This is a genomic window from Synergistales bacterium, from assembly GCA_021736445.1.
Classification (GTDB): domain Bacteria; phylum Synergistota; class Synergistia; order Synergistales; family Aminiphilaceae; genus JAIPGA01.
Window position 1 is genome coordinate 1 of the sequence record JAIPGA010000055.1, and the last position, 15,934, is coordinate 15,934.

A 15,934-nucleotide genomic window follows, 5' to 3' on the forward strand; every position below is an offset into this window, starting at 1 on the left:
CTCGCCGCCATCCAGCAGGAGATCATCGCCCTCTGCCGGGCCGTTCAGTCCCCGCCTGGCGTGGCCTGTATGGGGCCCGAAGGCTCCTTCTCCCACCAGGCGGCGCTGAAGGCCGTCGGGCACGGCGCGAACCTCCACTTCGTCGACGGCCCCCGGGAGGTCTTCCGGGCACTGGAAAACCGGGAGACCGAGCTTGGCCTGGTGCCCGTGGAGAACACCATCGAAGGGGTGGTCTACGCCGCGCTGGACGCCTTCGCCGCCTCGCCCCCGGAGCTGCAGGTGCTCCGGGAGATCCGGCTGCCCATCCGTCACGTTCTCGGGACCCACGCAGGAGATCTGAAGGAGATCCGGGAGGTCCGCTCCCATCCTCAGGCGCTGGCCCAGTGCCGCCGCTGGCTGGACAGCCACCTGCCGGGCATCCCCAGAACACCTGCGGCCTCCACCAGCGCGGCCGCCCGGGCGGCCGCTGCGGAGAGCAGCATCGCCGCCGTCTGCAGCGAACTGGCCGCCCAGGCCAACAGCCTGCCGGCATTGGCGCAGAACATCCAGGACGAAGCCCACAACACCACCCGGTTCTGGGTGGTGGGACGCCGAGGGGCCGCCGCGGGCCCGGAGAACAAGACCTCCCTGCTCTTCGTGGTCTCCCACACGCCGGGCTCGCTGCTCTACGCTCTCGATCCGGTGCGGGAGGAGGGCCTGAACCTGATGCTCATCCAGTCCAGGCCGCTGCCGGGCAACCCCTTCGAGTATCTCTTCTTCGTGGATCTGGAGGGCCACCTGGAGGAACAGCCGGTGGCCCAGACCATCGAATCCATGCGTTCCCGCTGCTTCCGGCTGCGGGTGCTCGGTTCCTACCCCTGCGGGTAGACCACCGCACCTGCATCGACGGCGTCGCGCAGCGCGGTCGTGAAGGCCCGCACCTCGTCGGCCAGGCGCTGCGGATCGCCGCCGTAACGCTCCACCAGCCGGACAATGGCGCTGCCCACCACCACGCCGTCCACCAGGGGCGCCACGGCTGACGCCTTCTCCGGCCCGTCGATGCCGAAGCCCAGGGCCAGGGGGAGCGGCACATGCCGCCGCACGCGACGGATGTAGTCTTCCATCGGGCCGTAGAGACCGCCTTCCTGGCCTGTGATCCCCAGCAGAGAAACGCAGTAGACAAAGCCCCGGGCCCGGCGGCCGATCTCCGCCAGCCGGGCCTCGGAGACATTGGGCGAAGCCATGAGGATCCCAGCCACACCGGAGGACGCCAGCATATCGAAGAAGGCCTCCCCTTCGTCGTAGGGCAGATCCGGTACAATCACGCCGGATACGCCGGCCCCGGCGGCATCCGCGGCGAAACGCTCCTCGCCGTAGCGGAGGATGGGGTTGTAGTAGCCCATCAGGACCAGCGGCACCGTAACATCACCCCGGAGGTCCCGCACCAGCTCCAGCACGCCCTCCAGCGTCGCTCCCGCCCGGAGAGCCCGCTGTCCCGCCGCCTGGATCGCAGGGCCGTCGGCCTGGGGGTCCGAGAAGGGGATCCCCAGCTCGATCAGATCGGCCCCGGCCTCCTGAAGAGCCGAAACCAGCGGGCGGGTGGTCGCCAGGTCGGGATCACCGGCCGTGATGTAGGGAATCAGCGCCGTTTTGCCGGTAAAGACATCAGTCAGTCCCGCCATGGGGGTTTCCCTCCTCTTCGAGATAGTCCCGCACGGAGGCCATGTCCTTGTCGCCCCGTCCGGAGAGGTTGACCACCACCAGGCTCTCCCGCGGCATCGCCGGAGCCGTCCTGACGGTCTGGGCGATGGCATGGGAGCTCTCCAGCGCCGGAATGATCCCCTCCAGCCGCGAGAGCAGCTGGAAGGCCTCCACGGCCTCGGCGTCGGTAACGGCGGTGTAGGCCACCCGCCCCGACTCCTTGAGGGTGCTGTGCTCCGGCCCCACGCCGGGATAGTCCAGCCCCGCCGAGATGGAGTAGGCCTCGATCACCTGGCCGTCGTCGGTCTGCAGCAGGTAGGAGCGGCTCCCGTGGAGCACACCGACACTCCCCGCGCCGAGGGTGGCGGCGTGCTCGCCTGTTTCGACGCCCCGTCCGGCGGCCTCCACGCCGATCATCGCCACCTCCCGGTCCTCCAGAAAGGGATGAAAGATCCCCATGGCGTTGCTGCCGCCGCCGACACAGGCCACCAGCAGATCGGGCAGGCGGCCCTCGATCTCCCGCACCTGCTGCCTGGTCTCGTCGCCGATCACCCGCTGGAAATCCCGCACCATCGCCGGGTAGGGACGGGGCCCCACCACGGAACCGATGATGTAGTGGGTGTCCTCCACGCGGGCCACCCAGTGGCGGATGGCCTCGTTGGTAGCGTCCTTGAGGGTGCCGTTGCCGCTGGTCACGGGGATCACCTCCGCCCCCAGCAGGCGCATGCGGTCCACGTTGACGGCCTGTCGGCGCATGTCCTCCCGGCCCATGAAGACGGCGCACTCCATGCCGAAGCGTGCGGCCGCCGTGGCGGCGGCCACGCCGTGCTGTCCGGCGCCGGTCTCGGCGATCACCCGGCGCTTCCCCAGCCGGCGGGCCACCAGCGCCTGACCGAGGGCGTTGTTGATCTTGTGGGCCCCGGTATGGTTCAGGTCCTCCCGTTTGAGATAGACCCTCGCCCCGCCGAGATGTTCGGTCAGACGGCCGGCGAAGGTGAGCGGCGTGGGCCGTCCGCTGTACCGCCGCAGCAGGTCCCGGAACTCCCCCTGGAACCCCCCGTCGCTCCGGAGGGCCTCGTAGGCCCTCTCCAGCTCGTCCAGCGCCGGAATCAGCGTCTCCGGCACATAACGCCCCCCGAAGGATGTCCGTTCCCGGGTCGGCATATCGACAACACGCTTCATTGCGTTCTCCTCCCCATCTCCATCTCGTCGTTTCCCGCCCGCCGAACCACCATTACGGCACGGCGCAGCAGCTCTCCGTCCTTGACGCCCGGCGACCTTTCCACCCGGCTGTTCAGATCCACCGCGGCGGGCCGGCAGCGCCGGAGGGCCTCCTCCAGGTTCTCCGGCCCCAGTCCGCCTGCGAGGATAAAGGGGCGTACCGGCCGCGCCGCCTCCACCAGCTCCCAGGGGAAGGCCCTGCCGGTTCCGCCGCTCTTTCCGCCCGCCCTGGTGTCCAGGAGGAGATAGTCCGCCCCCGCGCAGGCGACGGCACGGCGCATGTCCTCCTCCGAGGCGATGCCGAAGGCCTTGATCGTCGCCAGAGGCTGGGCGGCCATCAGCTCTCCCGGTTCGTCGCCGTGGAACTGGAGGTGCGTAAAGAGCCCGCTCGCCGTCACACGCTGCAGCTCCTCCCGGTCCGGGTTGCGGACCACCGCCACGGTGGCCGTAAAGGGCGGGATCTCCTCCACCAGGTCGGCCACCCGCTCCAGCGTTACCTGCCGGGGGCTCCCGGCGAGGATGAACCCCAGGGCGTCCACACCGAGCGCCACGGCGGCCTCCACATCCTCTCTCCGCGTGAGACCGCAGACCTTGATCCGCGTCATCGCTGCGGCACCCCCTTCAACGCACCCACAGCCGCAGCCGGGTCGGCGGCGCGCATCAGCATCCCCCCCACCAGGACCGCGTCGGCCCCGGCCGCCCGAAGGCGCGCGGCGTCCTCCGCCGTCGCCACACCGCTCTCGGCGACGACGACACGGCCCTCTCCGGCACCGAGGCGCTCCATTTCGGCGATGAGGCGCTCGGCGACGGAGAGGTCCACCGTGAAATCCCGCAGGTTGCGGTTGTTGATGCCGATCACCCCGGCGGGGACCTCCAGCGCCCGGGAGAGCTCCGCCTCGTCGTGGACCTCCACGAGGGCCTCCATCCCCAGTTCGTGCACCCGCGCCAGCATCGACCCGAGGCGGGGGCCCTCCAGGAGCGCGGCGATGAGCAGCACCGCGTCGGCGCCGAGGAAGAAGCTCTCTTCGATCTGCAGCGGATCGACGAGGAAATCCTTCCGCAGCAGCGGCACCCGGCGTTCCCCGCCGGCCTGATCGGCCAGGCTGCGAAGGTCCGCTCCGCTTCCTCCGAAGAAGGGCCCGTCGGTGAGCACCGACAGCGCATCGGCTCCGCCCCTGATGTAGGCCGCCGCTTGATCCCGCGGGTCGATCCCGGCGGCGATCGCCCCGGCGCTGGGGGAGGCCCGCTTGATCTCGGCGATCACCGAGAGGCCGGCACCGCCCAGGGCCTCCGCCAGGGAGCGTCGCGGCGCCCGAAGCCTCTCCACCTCCCGCCGCTTCTCCGCAGCGATGCGGTGGAGGGTCATGCCGCTCCCTCCTGCCGGGCGGCCGCGAAGGCCGCCACGGTGCGCACCCTGGCCGCGGCAAGGCCGCTGTCGATCACCTCTTCGGCCATCCGGGCCCCCTTTTCCAGGGAGTCCACCCGCCGGGCCGTGTAGAGCGCCGCTGCAGCGTTCAGCACCACCACATCCCGCCTCGGTCCCCGCTCCCCCCGGAAGACCGCCTCGACGATCCGCCGGTTGTCATCGGCCGTCCCGCCGGCGGCGAAGCCCGGTTCGGCGCCGGGCAACCCGACATCGCCGGGATGGAGCTCCATCTCGCGCACCGCTCCACCATCGAGCATGCAGACCCGGTTGGCCCCGCTCAAGGAGAGCTCGTCCAGTCCGCCGTGGCCGTGGACCACCATGGCCCGCTCCACGCCGAGGCGCCCCAGCACCTCCGCCATGGTACGCACCAGTTCGGAGGCGAAGACCCCCATGAGCTGGCAGTCCGGCCGCGCCGGGTTGGTCAGCGGCCCCAGCACGTTGAACACCGTCCGCAGTCCCAGCGCCTTCCGCACGGGAACGACATTCTTCATGGCGCTGTGGAAGAAGGGAGCAAAGAGAAAACCGAAGCCGGTGGTCTCCACCGAGGCCGCCACATCCTCCGGCGAGCCGAGCAGCGGGATCCCCAGCGCCTCCAGCACATCGGCGCTGCCGCAGCGGCTGGAGACCGACCGGTTGCCGTGCTTGGCCACCGCCACGCCCGCCGCAGCGGCGATCAGCGCCGCCGCCGTGGAGATGTTGAAGGTGCCCGCCATGTCGCCGCCCGTTCCCACCACATCGAGCAGCGGCGACCGCCTGATGCACAGGGGAGTGGCCTTCTCCCGCATCACCCGGGCCGCCCCGGCGATCTCCGCCACCGTCTCCCCCTTCACCCGGAGACCGGCCAGAAAGGCCGCCACCTGGGCCTCCGCTTCGGTGCCGTCCATGATGGCCTCCATAGCCCCGGCCATCTCGCTGTCTGTCAGGTCCACCCTGGTCATGATCTTCTCCAGCTGTCTCTGCAACATCACACTCAGCTCCTCTCGTCAATCCTGCTCTCGTCAATCCTGTCTGTAGCGTTCAGGCAACAGACTGTCCGTAAAAATTCTGCAGCAACGCCATGCCGCCCTCGGTGAGGATCGACTCGGGGTGGAACTGCACCCCGAAGAGCGGCAGCACCGGATGCTCCAGCGCCATGATCGTTCCGTCGCCGGTGCGGGCCGTCACCGCCAGTTCGGCGGGGAAACTGCCGGGATCCAGCACCAGCGAATGATAGCGGGTGGCCCTGAACGACGGCGGCATCCCCGCAAAGAGCCGGCTGCCGCCGTGGGTGATCGCCGACACCTTGCCGTGGCAGGGGGCCTCGCCCCGGACCACCCGCCCGCCGAAGACCTCCCCGATGGCCTGGTGCCCCAGACAGACCCCCAGGATGGGGATCTCCCCGGCGAAGGCGCGGATGGCCGCCTCGGAAACCCCCGCCCGGTCGGGCGTCCCCGGCCCCGGGGAGATCACCATATGGCTGGGGGCCATCGCGGCGATCTCCTCCGAGGAGATCCCGTCGTTGCGGGCCACCGCCACCTCGCCGAGGACCGCCAGATACTGCACCAGGTTGTAGGTAAAGGAGTCGTAGTTGTCGATCACCAGAATCACTGCAGACCACACCCCTTCCCCGCCGCTTCCAGGGCCGCGAAGAGCGCCCCCGCTTTGCTTCGGGTCTCCTCGTACTCCCGCTCGGGGACCGAGTCGTAGACGATCCCCGCACCGGCCTGGACGGTGACCCGGTTTCCCCGCCGGAGGATGGTCCGGATGGTGATGCAGCTGTCCAGATTGCCGTCGAAGCCCACGTAGCCCACGGCCCCGGCGTAGGGCCCGCGGGGAACCCCCTCCAGCTCCTCGATGAGCTCCATGGCCCGAATCTTTGGCGCCCCCGAGACCGTGCCCGCCGGAAAGGTCGACGCCAGCACATCCAGAGCGCTCAACGCGGGAAGCCTGGTCCCCTCCACCTGGGAGACGATGTGCATCACCTGCGAGTAGTGCTCCACCCCCATCAGCTCGGTGACATGGACCGATCCGGTCCCGCAGACACGGCCCAGGTCGTTGCGGGCCAGATCCACCAGCATGAGGTGCTCGGCACGTTCCTTCTCGTCGGCCAGCAGCTCCGCCGCCAGCGCCTCGTTCTCCGCCGGCGATCCGCCCCGCCGACGGGTGCCCGCCAGCGGACGGGTGGTGACCCGCCCGCCTTCCACCTTCACCAGCACCTCCGGCGAGGAGCCCAGCAGCTCGCACTCCGGCAGGTCCAGCACAAAGAGGTAGGGCGAGGGATTGCCCGCTTTGAGCGCTTCGTAGATATGGAGGGACGGCAGGTCCGTCTCCGCCGAGAAGGCCTGGGAGAGCACCACCTGGCAGACCTCGCCGGCGAGGATGTGTTCCTTCCCTCTCCGCACCATCTCCAGGAAGGTCTCCTTCGGCATGTGGGGCTCCATCCCCCCCAGCGAGAAGGGCCCTCCAGGGGATTCCCCGGTGGGTTCGTCGAGGCGGCGCGCCAGATCCTCCAGCCGCGCCCGTCCCCGCCGGTAGCAGCCCTCCCGTTCCTCCCCGGTCGCTCCATCCGGCACGGCGACATTGTGGATCAGCTGGATCCGCTCCAGCCTGTGATCCATGGCCACCACAGTGGGAAAGCCCATCAGCACCGCCCGGGGCAGATCCCCCGGCATCAGGGTCCGGCCGCTCTCGTGGAAGAGGGTCTCCCACTCCTCCACCATGCCGTAGCCCCAGTACCCCGCCACACCGCCGGCGAAGGGCGGCAGCCCCTCCAGAGCGGGCCGCCGGCAGGAGAGGTACCCCTCCAGCGCCTCCCGGAGCGACCGTCCCCGGGGCTCTCCGTTCAGGGGATGCCCGTATCCGTCCAGCACCCGGCACCCCCCGGCCCCGGCCAGAAAGATCCGTTCCGGCTCCACGCCGATGAAGGAGTAGCGCCCCTCCACGCCGTCGCCGGCTCCGCTTTCCAGAAGAAAGCTGCGCTCCCGCCCCGCCTTGAGACGGCGGTAGAGCGACAGCGGTGTCCGCCCGCCGCTTTTCATCTCCTGCACCAGGGGGATCAGATCGTAGCGTCCGCTCATCTCAAGAAAGGCTTCCCGGTGGAACATGCCTTCCCGTTCTCGTGCTGCCGTGCTCGTCATGGCTCACCTCCGCACTTCTCCCGGCCGGACCGGGGTACAAAAAAAGCGGGGAGGAACCTCGACAGGTCCCTCCCCACAGACAACACGAGAGACCTCAAAGAAGGATCACGGGGATCCACCTCCAAGGCCTCTCGCAGATCTATAGACGTGCGATTGCTACGGCGCTTGGCGGCAGACTAGAAGGTCTGCCACCAACAGTTCAGTATTGCCATGCATCGCTTCATTGCTCCACACTCCTCCGCATCGGGGAATTGTTGTGGATTGTACGCCGCACCGGACAGGCTGTCAATCCCTTTTTCCGCAACTGGAGCCGGACAGCGGTACTGTCACCTCGATCCGGGACTGAGATCGCCTCACCTCTGCTGACTTAGGGCTTTGTGATCGCCTGCTCCCGCAGCATACCCTCCAGGATCTCCCACTCCCCCCGGATCGCGGCGTCATAGGCCTCCGGTTTCTCCGGGTCGTCGGCATCCTCTTCCAGTGCTCTGCCGAGCTCCGCCATGCGGAGGAAACACATGTTGGCGGCAGCCCCCTTGATGGTATGGGCGGCTGTGCGGATCGCTTCCGGTTCCCTCTGCGCGACGACGTTCCGGAGTTCCTCCAGTTTCTGCGGGAACTCCTCCAGGGTGACGGCAAGCAGCTCCCGGAAGAGCCCGTCGTCATCGCCGGTCATGTCGTTTCGGAAACGCTCTCTGTCGAAATGGAAAGAGGCATTCTCCGGCGGCTCCGCCGCGTTCTCCCCCTCCGACGCCTCCTCCCCGCTTCCGCCGCCGAGGAAACGCTGCAATGCCTCAGTCAGAGCGGGGCGATGGATGGGTTTGGAGAGATAGCCGTCCATACCGGACTCGAAGCAGCGCTCCCGTTCCTCCGTGGTGGCCGCGGCGGTGAGGGCGACGATGGGCACATGCTCCCCTTCGCTCTCCCCGTCACGGATCGCCCCGGCTGCGCTGTAGCCGTCCATCACGGGCATCTGCAGATCCATCAGGATCAGCGAGGGGGTCTGCTCCCGGGCCTGTTCCACCGCCTCGCGGCCGTTTGCGGCGGTAAGCACCTCGACGCCTGGAAGGGCCCGTTCCAGAAGCCCTCTGATCAGCGCCAGGTTCATCCCCACATCCTCGGCCACCAGGATCCTCGGCGGCCCGCCTCCGGCTGTCGCGACAACGGTTCCAGATTCCGCAGCGGGTTCCTCCCCCGTTCCGGCTTCCGGTTTTTCCTTCCCCGCCGCCCGCAGCAGCATGCGGTAGAGCTCGTCGGGCTTGGCGGGTTTGAGCATCCGGTGGCGGATGCCCAGCTCACGACTGCGCCGGCGCACCTGTTCGTCCTCGCCGGAGCTGTAGAGGATCACCACAGGCTGCCGTTTTTCGGAGAGCCCCAGCGCGCCCCGGATCTTCGCCGTGGTCTCCAAACCGTCCATATAGGGCATGTGGTAGTCCATGACCACAAGACCGTAGCTGTCGGATTCGTCGAGCTTCCGCAGGGCCTCCATGCCGTCGGCGGCCGTCTCCGCCTGGACACCCCACCGTGCAAGGGTCTCCCGCAGGATCCGCCGGTTCACCGCGTTGTCGTCCACCACCAGCACCGGACCGATCCCGGCGACGACATCCCCCTTCGGTTCGCCCCGCCGGCAGGGAACGGTGATGGTGAAGGAAAAACGGCTCCCCTCGCCGGGGGTGCTTTCCACCTCGATACGCCCGCCCATCTTCTCGGCAAGCTGGTTGGAGATCACCAGCCCAAGGCCGGTCCCGCCGAATTTCCGGGTCGTGGAGGTATCCGCCTGGGTGAAGGCCTGGAAGAGCTTCTTTCTGTTTTCTTCCGAGATGCCGATGCCGCTGTCGCGGACGGAGAAGGCGAAGGCCCCCCTTCCGTCGCCGGCGTCCCGGTAGGCAACGGCGAGCTCCACCTCGCCCTCCTCGGTGAACTTCACGGCATTGCCCAGCAGGTTGGCCAGGATCTGCCGCAGCCGTACCGGATCGACGGTGGCGTAGCGGGGCATGGCCGGATCGACGGCAAGAAGCAGCTCGATGCCCTTCTCTCCGGCCCGGTAGGTCACAATGTCCACGCTCTCCTCCAGCAGACCGATGAGATCCGTCTCCACCTCGTCCAGCTCCATCTTGCTGGCCTCGATCTTGGAGAAGTCCAGAATGTCGCTGATAATCCCCAGCAGGGAATGGCCGGAGGTGACGATGTTTCTGACGTACTGCTTCTGCTCGTCGCTGAGGGCTGTTCCTTCAAGCAGCTCGGCGAAGCCGATCACCCCGTTCAGGGGGGTGCGGATCTCGTGGCTCATATTGGCCAGAAAGTCGGACTTGGCTCTGCTGGCCGACTCGGCCCGGGTCGTAGCCTCCTGGAGCGAACGGTTGGCGGCCATGAGCTCCTCCTGGGCCGCCATTTTCTCCTGGATACTCACCACGATCTGGGCGAAGGCCGCCAGCATACGCCCTTCCCGCTGGGTCAGTCTCCGGGGTTCGCCGACGTAGTCCAGGCCGACAAAGCCCACACAGTGTTCCCCCTGCATCATCGGGACGGTGACGAGGCTCCGGATCCCCTGGGGTTCCAGGAGCTCCCGCAGCCGCCCCTTCGGGAGCTCCTGCACATCGGGCACGATCATCGCTTCGCCCGCCCTGTGCCGGTCCACCCACTCGGGGATCCCCTCCAGGGAGACCTCCTGGAGCCTGTCGATCTGCGGTTCCGCTTCCGGAGCGCACCATTCGTAGGTGTTGGAGGTGGTACCATGCTCGAAGTCGTAGTCGAAGATGTAGGCCCGATGGGCATCCACAAAGCGGGCGATCTCCTCCAGGGAGTCGTTGATATTCCGTCGCCCCGTCTCGTCGGTGATGTTGATGCTCCGGGAGGAGATCCGCATGAGCAGCATCTGGAGCTCCACCTCGTCGGCGAGACGCGATTCGGCCTGTTTCTGGGCGGTGATGTCGGTCATGACGGTGAGGAAGTACTCCTTTGCCTGGCTCTCGATGATCTCGCCGGAAAAGAGCCCGTCCAGAAGCCGCCCGTCTTTGGTGCGCACCTTGAGCTCCACATCGCGGACATAGCCGCCCTGCCGGAGGGAATCGGCGATCTCACTCTGCTTCTCCGGCTCGGCGAAGATCCCCAGTTCGTCGGATGTCCTGCCGACGATCTCCTCGCGGCTGTAGGCCATCTTCTCGAGGAAGGCATCGTTCACCTCGGTGAATCTACGCTCCGGAAGCGTGCTGACGGCCATGAGGGCCGGGTTCCGCTGGAAGAGCCTGTTGAACTTCTGCAGGGCCTCCTGCTCCGCCGAGAGGTCCTTGCTGATGCCGTAGATGCAGGGCGTGCCGTCCCAGTCGCCGAACCAGATCTTGGTCCCCACCGGGAGCGCCGAACCGTCCCTGGCCCGCAGCGGCAGGGGGCAGCCGTCCCGTTTCCCGGCGAACATGTCGGCGAAGATCGTCTCGGCCTCCTCCCGCTGTCCCGGGAAATGCACATCCAGCACGTGCATCCGGGCAAGCTCCTCCCGGCTGTAGCCCAGCTTCTCCGGCACGGCCCTGTTGGTGAAAAAGATCCGCCCCTCCTCGTCGGCCACGAAGATCAGGTCGTCGATGGTCTCGAAGAAGGTGCGGAAGTTCTCCTCGCTGGACTGCAGCCGCTCCTCGGCCAGCTTGCGGTCGGTGATGTCCTCGGCTGAGCAGACCACCGTCTCCACCTTGCCGTCGTCCCCCAGCTGCGGGGACTTGCATATGGAAAGCAGCCGCTGTCTGCCCTCGGCATCGGGGACCCACTCCTCGCTGTAAACGGGTCTCCCGGTGGCAAAGACCTCGCGGTTGCCCTCCCGGCAGACCTCCACCACATCCGGCGGAAAGAGGTCGTACATGTCGGCAAAGGACATCTCTTCCGGTGTGCGCCCGAAGAGGGCGGCGTGGGCGCGGTTGACGGCGCCGTAGCTGTGCTCGCCGTCGAGATACCAGACCTGGGTCTTGATGTTGTCCAGCAGGAGCTTCTGCTGCTCCCGGCTCTTCTGCAGAACCTCCTGGAACTCCTTGGTTTCGGTGATGTCCTGCACGATCCCCACCGAACGGGAGGGCGCACCATTCTCGTCATACTCCGTGGAGCACCGCTCGGTGACCCACTTCACCCTGCCGTCGTCCATCAGGAGACGGTGCTCGATCCGGTAGGGCTTCCCCTCCGCCACGGCCTCGTCGAAGGCCCGGGAGACACGTTCGCGGTCGTCGGGGTGGATGGCATCGAAGAAGGCCTCGTAGGAAGCGGCGAACCGCCCGGGGTCGATCTCGAAGATCTCGAAGATGGTCTCCGTCCACAGCAGCCGGTCTTCCCTGTGGAAGTAGTCCCACCGCCCCATCCTGGCGATGCGGTGGGCCTCCCGGAGCTCCCGTTCCCGCTCCTGCAGGAGCAGCTCCGTCCGCTTGCGGCTGTCGATGTCCACGTGCACCCCCACAGCACGGTTGGGCCGGCCGTCGTCGGTGAAATCGTAGCCTCTGCCCCGGCCGGAGATCCACTTCCAGGAGCCGTCCTTGCAGCGCAGACGGAAATCCTCCTCGTAGGGCTCCGCCTGTTCCACCTGGCGCTGGATGCGGGGCAGCACATGCCTGCGGTCCTCCGGGTGCATCAGCGTGACAAAGGTCTTTTTCGTCATGGGAAGCTCCCCCGGTTCGTAGCCCAGCATGGTGAAGTAGCGGGGGCTGAAGTAGGCCTCGTCGGTGTCGAGGTTCCAGTCCCAGAAGCCGTGTTCGGCGGTGTCCATGGCCAGGGCCAGCCGTTGCTCGTTCTCCTTGCGGATCTCTTCCGTCTCCCGCCGCTCCAGGAAAAGCCCCACCTCCTGGGCGTAGAGCTCCGGAAGACGGGTGCCCAGGCGGGGGGTCCACGCCCTGGGCATCCAGAGGGCGAAATACCCCAGCAGCCGCTCCTGTCCCTCGATCCGCACGGTCCAGACCGCATGTCCCGGGAAGGCCGCGTCCAGGGCCTCCGCCCGCTCCGGAGGGAGAAGCGATCGAAAGAAATCACCCACCGAGGGGAACCGGACCACCGGGTGCCGGACCGCTTCGGCCCGCTCCGGGGGAAGGGACCACTCCGCGCCCTCCGGGGAGCGGCCGAATCCGGACCGCAGGGCGTCTATCAGCTCCGGCTCCCCCGCTACGGCGAGCGTCCGGGCCGTCGCCGCTTCCCCGAAACGGTTCAGAAGAACGCAGTCCGCCCCGGCGAGACGGGCCATCTCCCCGGCGATCCGGCAGGGGGCGTCGTGCCCACCGTCATCCGGACAGTGCACCAGCTCCTTCGATGCTTCGGCGAAGCGGACCTCGCCGGTGACATCCCGGAACTCGGTGACGAAGTACCCTCTCTGCGGGGCGAAGACGCGAACCCGATAGTACCGTCCCAGGGGTTCCGAATACCGTTCGAACTCCTCCGTCCTTCCGCCGAGGGCGACGGCGCCGTAGAAGGCCACCCAGTCGAACTCCCCCTCCCGCAGGCCGGGAAGCACCTCTGTGGCACGCTTCCCCAGAATGGCGCTCCTCGAAAGCCCTGTAAGCTCCTCGAAGCGGGCATTCACGTCGAGAAACTCGTAATCCCGAGGCACTCCGTCGCCGTCCGCCACAATCCTGTGATAGGCATACCCCGATGAAGACTGTTCGATGATCTCCCTGCACATCTCCTCCATAATTCTCACTCCCCAACAGAATGCAACACCCGTGCTGCAACAGGACTTTTCGCGTTCACAGAAAACGATGCGCCCCATAACGGCATACTTCTTACTCTTTTTTCACATGTATGATACACGGTACTTCCCCCTGTGTGCACGGAGCGTATCCGGGCCTTCCTCCCTCAGGAACCCCTGCCGCAGTACCTGCCCAGCATATCCAGCAGCTGCCGCCTGTCCGCCGGTTTGGCCAGGTAGTCGTCCATCCCTGCTTCAAGAAAGGCATCCCGCTCCTCTTCGACGGCGTAGGCCGTGAGGGCGATGAAGGGCATGTCGGCGGCGTGGGCATAGAGAGGATCGTTCCGCACCCGGTCGAGCACCTCCAGCCCGCTGAACACGGGCATCTTGATATCCATGAGGGCGCAGTCGAAGGTTCCTTCGGCGAGATGGTGCAGCGCCTCCTGGCCGTCGCAGGCCTCTGTGATGCTGTAGCCTGCACGCTCCAGAAGCTTCCGCACGGCCAGCCTGTTGACTGGTTCGTCTTCGGCGAAGAGCACCGACGGCCCCGGCCTTCTCCCACCGTCTCCGGCGGCGGCTGCTCGCTCGCGCATCGGCTCGTTCCGCTCTTCGACGCTTTTTTCGTCCACAGGAATGCGGAAGGGGATGTCTACGGTAAAGGCCGTCCCTGCCCCGGGAGCGCTCTCCAGGGAAACGGTGCCGCACATGAGTTCCACGAGCCGCTTGACCATGGGAAGGCCGAGCCCCGGTCCCTCATTACCCTGGACGCGCATCTGTTCACTGCGCTCGAAAACGTCAAAGACCTGCTCCTGTCTGCGGTGATCCATCCCCGGACCGGTGTCGCTGACGGTGAACCGCAGCTCACAGCAGGGGGTGGCCTCTCCTTCATAGAACTGAAGCAGTGCAACGGAGATGGCCACTTCGCCCCTGTCGGTAAATCTGACGGCATTGTCAAGAAGGTTGGAAAGCACCTGCTGCAGCCGGGTTTCGTCGGTAACGACACGCTGCGGGATGTGGCGGTCCACCCGGCAGCTGTACCGGAGCCCCTTCTGCCGGATGCTGGGCAGGAAGAGCTCGCCCACGCCGTCCACCACGCTCTGCACGGAAACCTGTTCTTCTCTGAAGGCGAGCTTGCCGACTTCTGCGCAGGAGAGGTCCAGGATGTCGCCCAGGAGGGTCTGCATCCGCCTGCACGAGCCGAGGGCCATCGTAACGTAGTCTTTGCGCTCGCTCTGTTCAAGCCCCTCTTCTTCCAGCAGCTGCAGCAGAGAGGCGATGCCGTTGAGGGGGGTGCGGATCTCGTGGCTCATGTTGGCGAGGAAATCGCTCTTCGCACGGGTGGCCTTCCACGCCCGGTCCCGCTGGATCCGGAGCTCTTCCTGCAGCCTCCGGACATCCCCGGTATCCACCGCACGACCGGGGCCGGCACCCTTCCTTTCCGGTTCTCCACCTGGTGTCGTATCAGTGACGCCGTGGATGGAGGGCTCCCCGGCGCCCTGTACAGGCTTTTGTCCCGGCGGCAGGGAGTGGAAAGCCCACCGGAGTTTGGCCTGCGTAAAGGGGGGAAAGAGAAGGGGGACACCGTAGGCGGCGGCCGTATCGTAGTGATCGTCCCGCTCCTCCGAGGCCGCAAGCACAACCCCGGAGGCGTTGTGTCCGGCGATGAGCTCATGCAGCCACTCCAGGCCTTCATCTGCGTCTTCTGCACAGACGAACCAGGTCGGGCACCCCTGTCCCTGCCCCTCCGGAGCGGCGGTCTGGTTGCGGTGCACCCTGTATCCTGCTGCTTCAAGCTGCAGATCAAGCTCCGCGAAGGGCGCAGCATCCGCCCCGACACGGCAAACGGCCGTACAGCGCTCTATCTTTTTAGACCTTCCTTCATTCCCTGTTTGTGTGCTCGATCAATGAATGCCCACGTCCCGGTTGACACTCCCACGACTGAACTCCCGGGCTCTCCCCTCGCTTTTCGCAAAGGAGAACACAGCACCCGGCTCTCATCAGAAGCCACCGTCCCACACCCGTTGCATGCATGGAGACAGCTCCTTGAAGCAACGCGGAATGCTGCTTCTACCCTCTCCTCTAAAAGTTCCCTGCAGGGCGGTATGCCGGGGGGCCTCTCAGGGTCAGCTGCACCTGAGTCCTACACTAAAGGCGCCGTCGTTATTCTTGAGAAAGACCCCGGCTCGCGTCATAGCTTGATTTGCCATTATAAATCGCCTAAAAAATACGTCAAAAATCTCGAGCATTGTGAATGCTCTGCAACAGGAGCGCGAACGCCCCTCCTTAAAAGAGACAGCGATGGCGGCGGAACTGCAATGCTCCGCCACCATCCCCTTCGTTCAGCTTCCGGTGCAGCCTTCCCGAAGCGTTCCGTCATCGGGCTTCCAGTGGATTAAAACTCGTCCTGACCGTCATCCAGCGGGATGACATCTTCTGGTGAGACGGCCGAGGAATCGCCATGGCTTTCACCCTGCTGCTTCCTGGAGCCGCCGTTGCCGCTGCCTGAGGAACGGCCCGACTGACCCTGCTGTTTCTGTTTGGTGCCTTTCTGTTCGCTCTTCCGCTGGTTATTCTGGCTGTCGCCGGAGCGTGTTTTCTGCTGCTTCTGCGTGCTGCCGCCTGTTTTCTTCTGCGATGTGGCTGCCGTGCCTGCCATGGCTGCCGCACCGCTTCCATAGACAAGCTGCTGCAGCTGAACCACGGCGTTACGCATGGTCTCGGCCTGGGCGTTGAGCTCCTCGGCGCTGGAGGCGGACTCCTCGGCGTTGGAGGCCGTGGACTGGGTCACCTGGTCCATGTCGGCCACGGCCTTGTTGATCTGGGTGATGCCTTCGGCCTGCTCGTCGC

11 protein-coding genes are annotated in these 15,934 nt (G+C 66.6%); 1 reads left to right on the forward strand and 10 read right to left on the reverse strand.

What is annotated here, in order from left to right; all coding sequences use genetic code 11:
* Positions 1–867 (forward strand): prephenate dehydratase (gene pheA, locus K9L28_08455; protein MCF7936357.1); only part of this gene is annotated, 867 nt, incomplete at its 5' end.
* Here pheA and trpA read toward each other — a convergent pair.
* The 10 genes from trpA to K9L28_08505 all read right to left on the reverse strand — a co-directional run.
* Positions 852–1,661: a tryptophan synthase subunit alpha gene (gene trpA, locus K9L28_08460; GenBank protein MCF7936358.1), complete on the reverse strand. Its 810-nt coding sequence runs from the start codon at positions 1,659–1,661 to the stop codon at positions 852–854. The two genes, pheA and trpA, sit on opposite strands and share 16 nt — an antisense overlap.
* Positions 1,645–2,862, reverse strand: coding sequence for a tryptophan synthase subunit beta (gene trpB / locus K9L28_08465; protein ID MCF7936359.1), 1,218 nt, complete (start codon positions 2,860–2,862; stop codon positions 1,645–1,647). The genes trpA and trpB overlap by 17 nt, the downstream gene beginning before the upstream one ends.
* The gene (locus K9L28_08470; GenBank protein MCF7936360.1) at positions 2,859–3,506 is read right to left on the reverse strand and encodes a phosphoribosylanthranilate isomerase; all 648 of its coding nucleotides are present in this window, start codon (positions 3,504–3,506) and stop codon (positions 2,859–2,861) included. The genes trpB and K9L28_08470 overlap by 4 nt, the downstream gene beginning before the upstream one ends.
* The gene (locus tag K9L28_08475) at positions 3,503–4,267 is read right to left on the reverse strand and encodes an indole-3-glycerol phosphate synthase TrpC (protein ID MCF7936361.1); all 765 of its coding nucleotides are present in this window, start codon (positions 4,265–4,267) and stop codon (positions 3,503–3,505) included. The genes K9L28_08470 and K9L28_08475 overlap by 4 nt, the downstream gene beginning before the upstream one ends.
* A complete protein-coding gene (gene trpD / locus K9L28_08480; protein MCF7936362.1) occupies positions 4,264–5,292 on the reverse strand; it encodes an anthranilate phosphoribosyltransferase in 1,029 nt (342 codons plus the stop codon). Before trpD ends, K9L28_08475 begins: the two co-directional genes overlap by 4 nt.
* Positions 5,293–5,344: 52 nt before the next feature.
* A complete protein-coding gene (locus tag K9L28_08485; GenBank protein ID MCF7936363.1) occupies positions 5,345–5,914 on the reverse strand; it encodes an aminodeoxychorismate/anthranilate synthase component II in 570 nt (189 codons plus the stop codon).
* Positions 5,911–7,443, reverse strand: a complete 1,533-nt coding sequence (locus K9L28_08490) for a chorismate-binding protein (GenBank protein MCF7936364.1) — start codon at positions 7,441–7,443, stop codon at positions 5,911–5,913. The genes K9L28_08485 and K9L28_08490 overlap by 4 nt, the downstream gene beginning before the upstream one ends.
* Positions 7,444–7,810: 367 nt before the next feature.
* The gene (locus K9L28_08495; GenBank protein ID MCF7936365.1) at positions 7,811–13,090 is read right to left on the reverse strand and encodes a PAS domain S-box protein; all 5,280 of its coding nucleotides are present in this window, start codon (positions 13,088–13,090) and stop codon (positions 7,811–7,813) included.
* 164 nt (positions 13,091–13,254) lie between these two features.
* Positions 13,255–14,859, reverse strand: coding sequence for a response regulator (locus K9L28_08500; protein ID MCF7936366.1), 1,605 nt, complete (start codon positions 14,857–14,859; stop codon positions 13,255–13,257).
* Between the two features lie 620 nt (positions 14,860–15,479).
* Positions 15,480–15,934: hypothetical protein (locus K9L28_08505; GenBank protein ID MCF7936367.1), on the reverse strand; the 455-nt coding region annotated here is incomplete at its 5' end.

Excerpts from the sequence above, each read along its gene's own strand:
- K9L28_08490 (MCF7936364.1), bottom strand. The coding sequence starts at position 7,443 with ATGACGAGCACGGCAGCACGAGAACGGGAAGGCATGTTCCACCGGGAA.
- K9L28_08470 (MCF7936360.1), bottom strand. The coding sequence starts at position 3,506 with ATGACGCGGATCAAGGTCTGCGGTCTCACGCGGAGAGAGGATGTGGAG.
- K9L28_08495 (MCF7936365.1), bottom strand. The coding sequence starts at position 13,090 with ATGGAGGAGATGTGCAGGGAGATCATCGAACAGTCTTCATCGGGGTAT.
- K9L28_08475 (MCF7936361.1), bottom strand. The coding sequence starts at position 4,267 with ATGACCCTCCACCGCATCGCTGCGGAGAAGCGGCGGGAGGTGGAGAGG.
- trpD (MCF7936362.1), bottom strand. The coding sequence starts at position 5,292 with ATGTTGCAGAGACAGCTGGAGAAGATCATGACCAGGGTGGACCTGACA.
- trpB (MCF7936359.1), bottom strand. The coding sequence starts at position 2,862 with ATGAAGCGTGTTGTCGATATGCCGACCCGGGAACGGACATCCTTCGGG.
- trpA (MCF7936358.1), bottom strand. The coding sequence starts at position 1,661 with ATGGCGGGACTGACTGATGTCTTTACCGGCAAAACGGCGCTGATTCCC.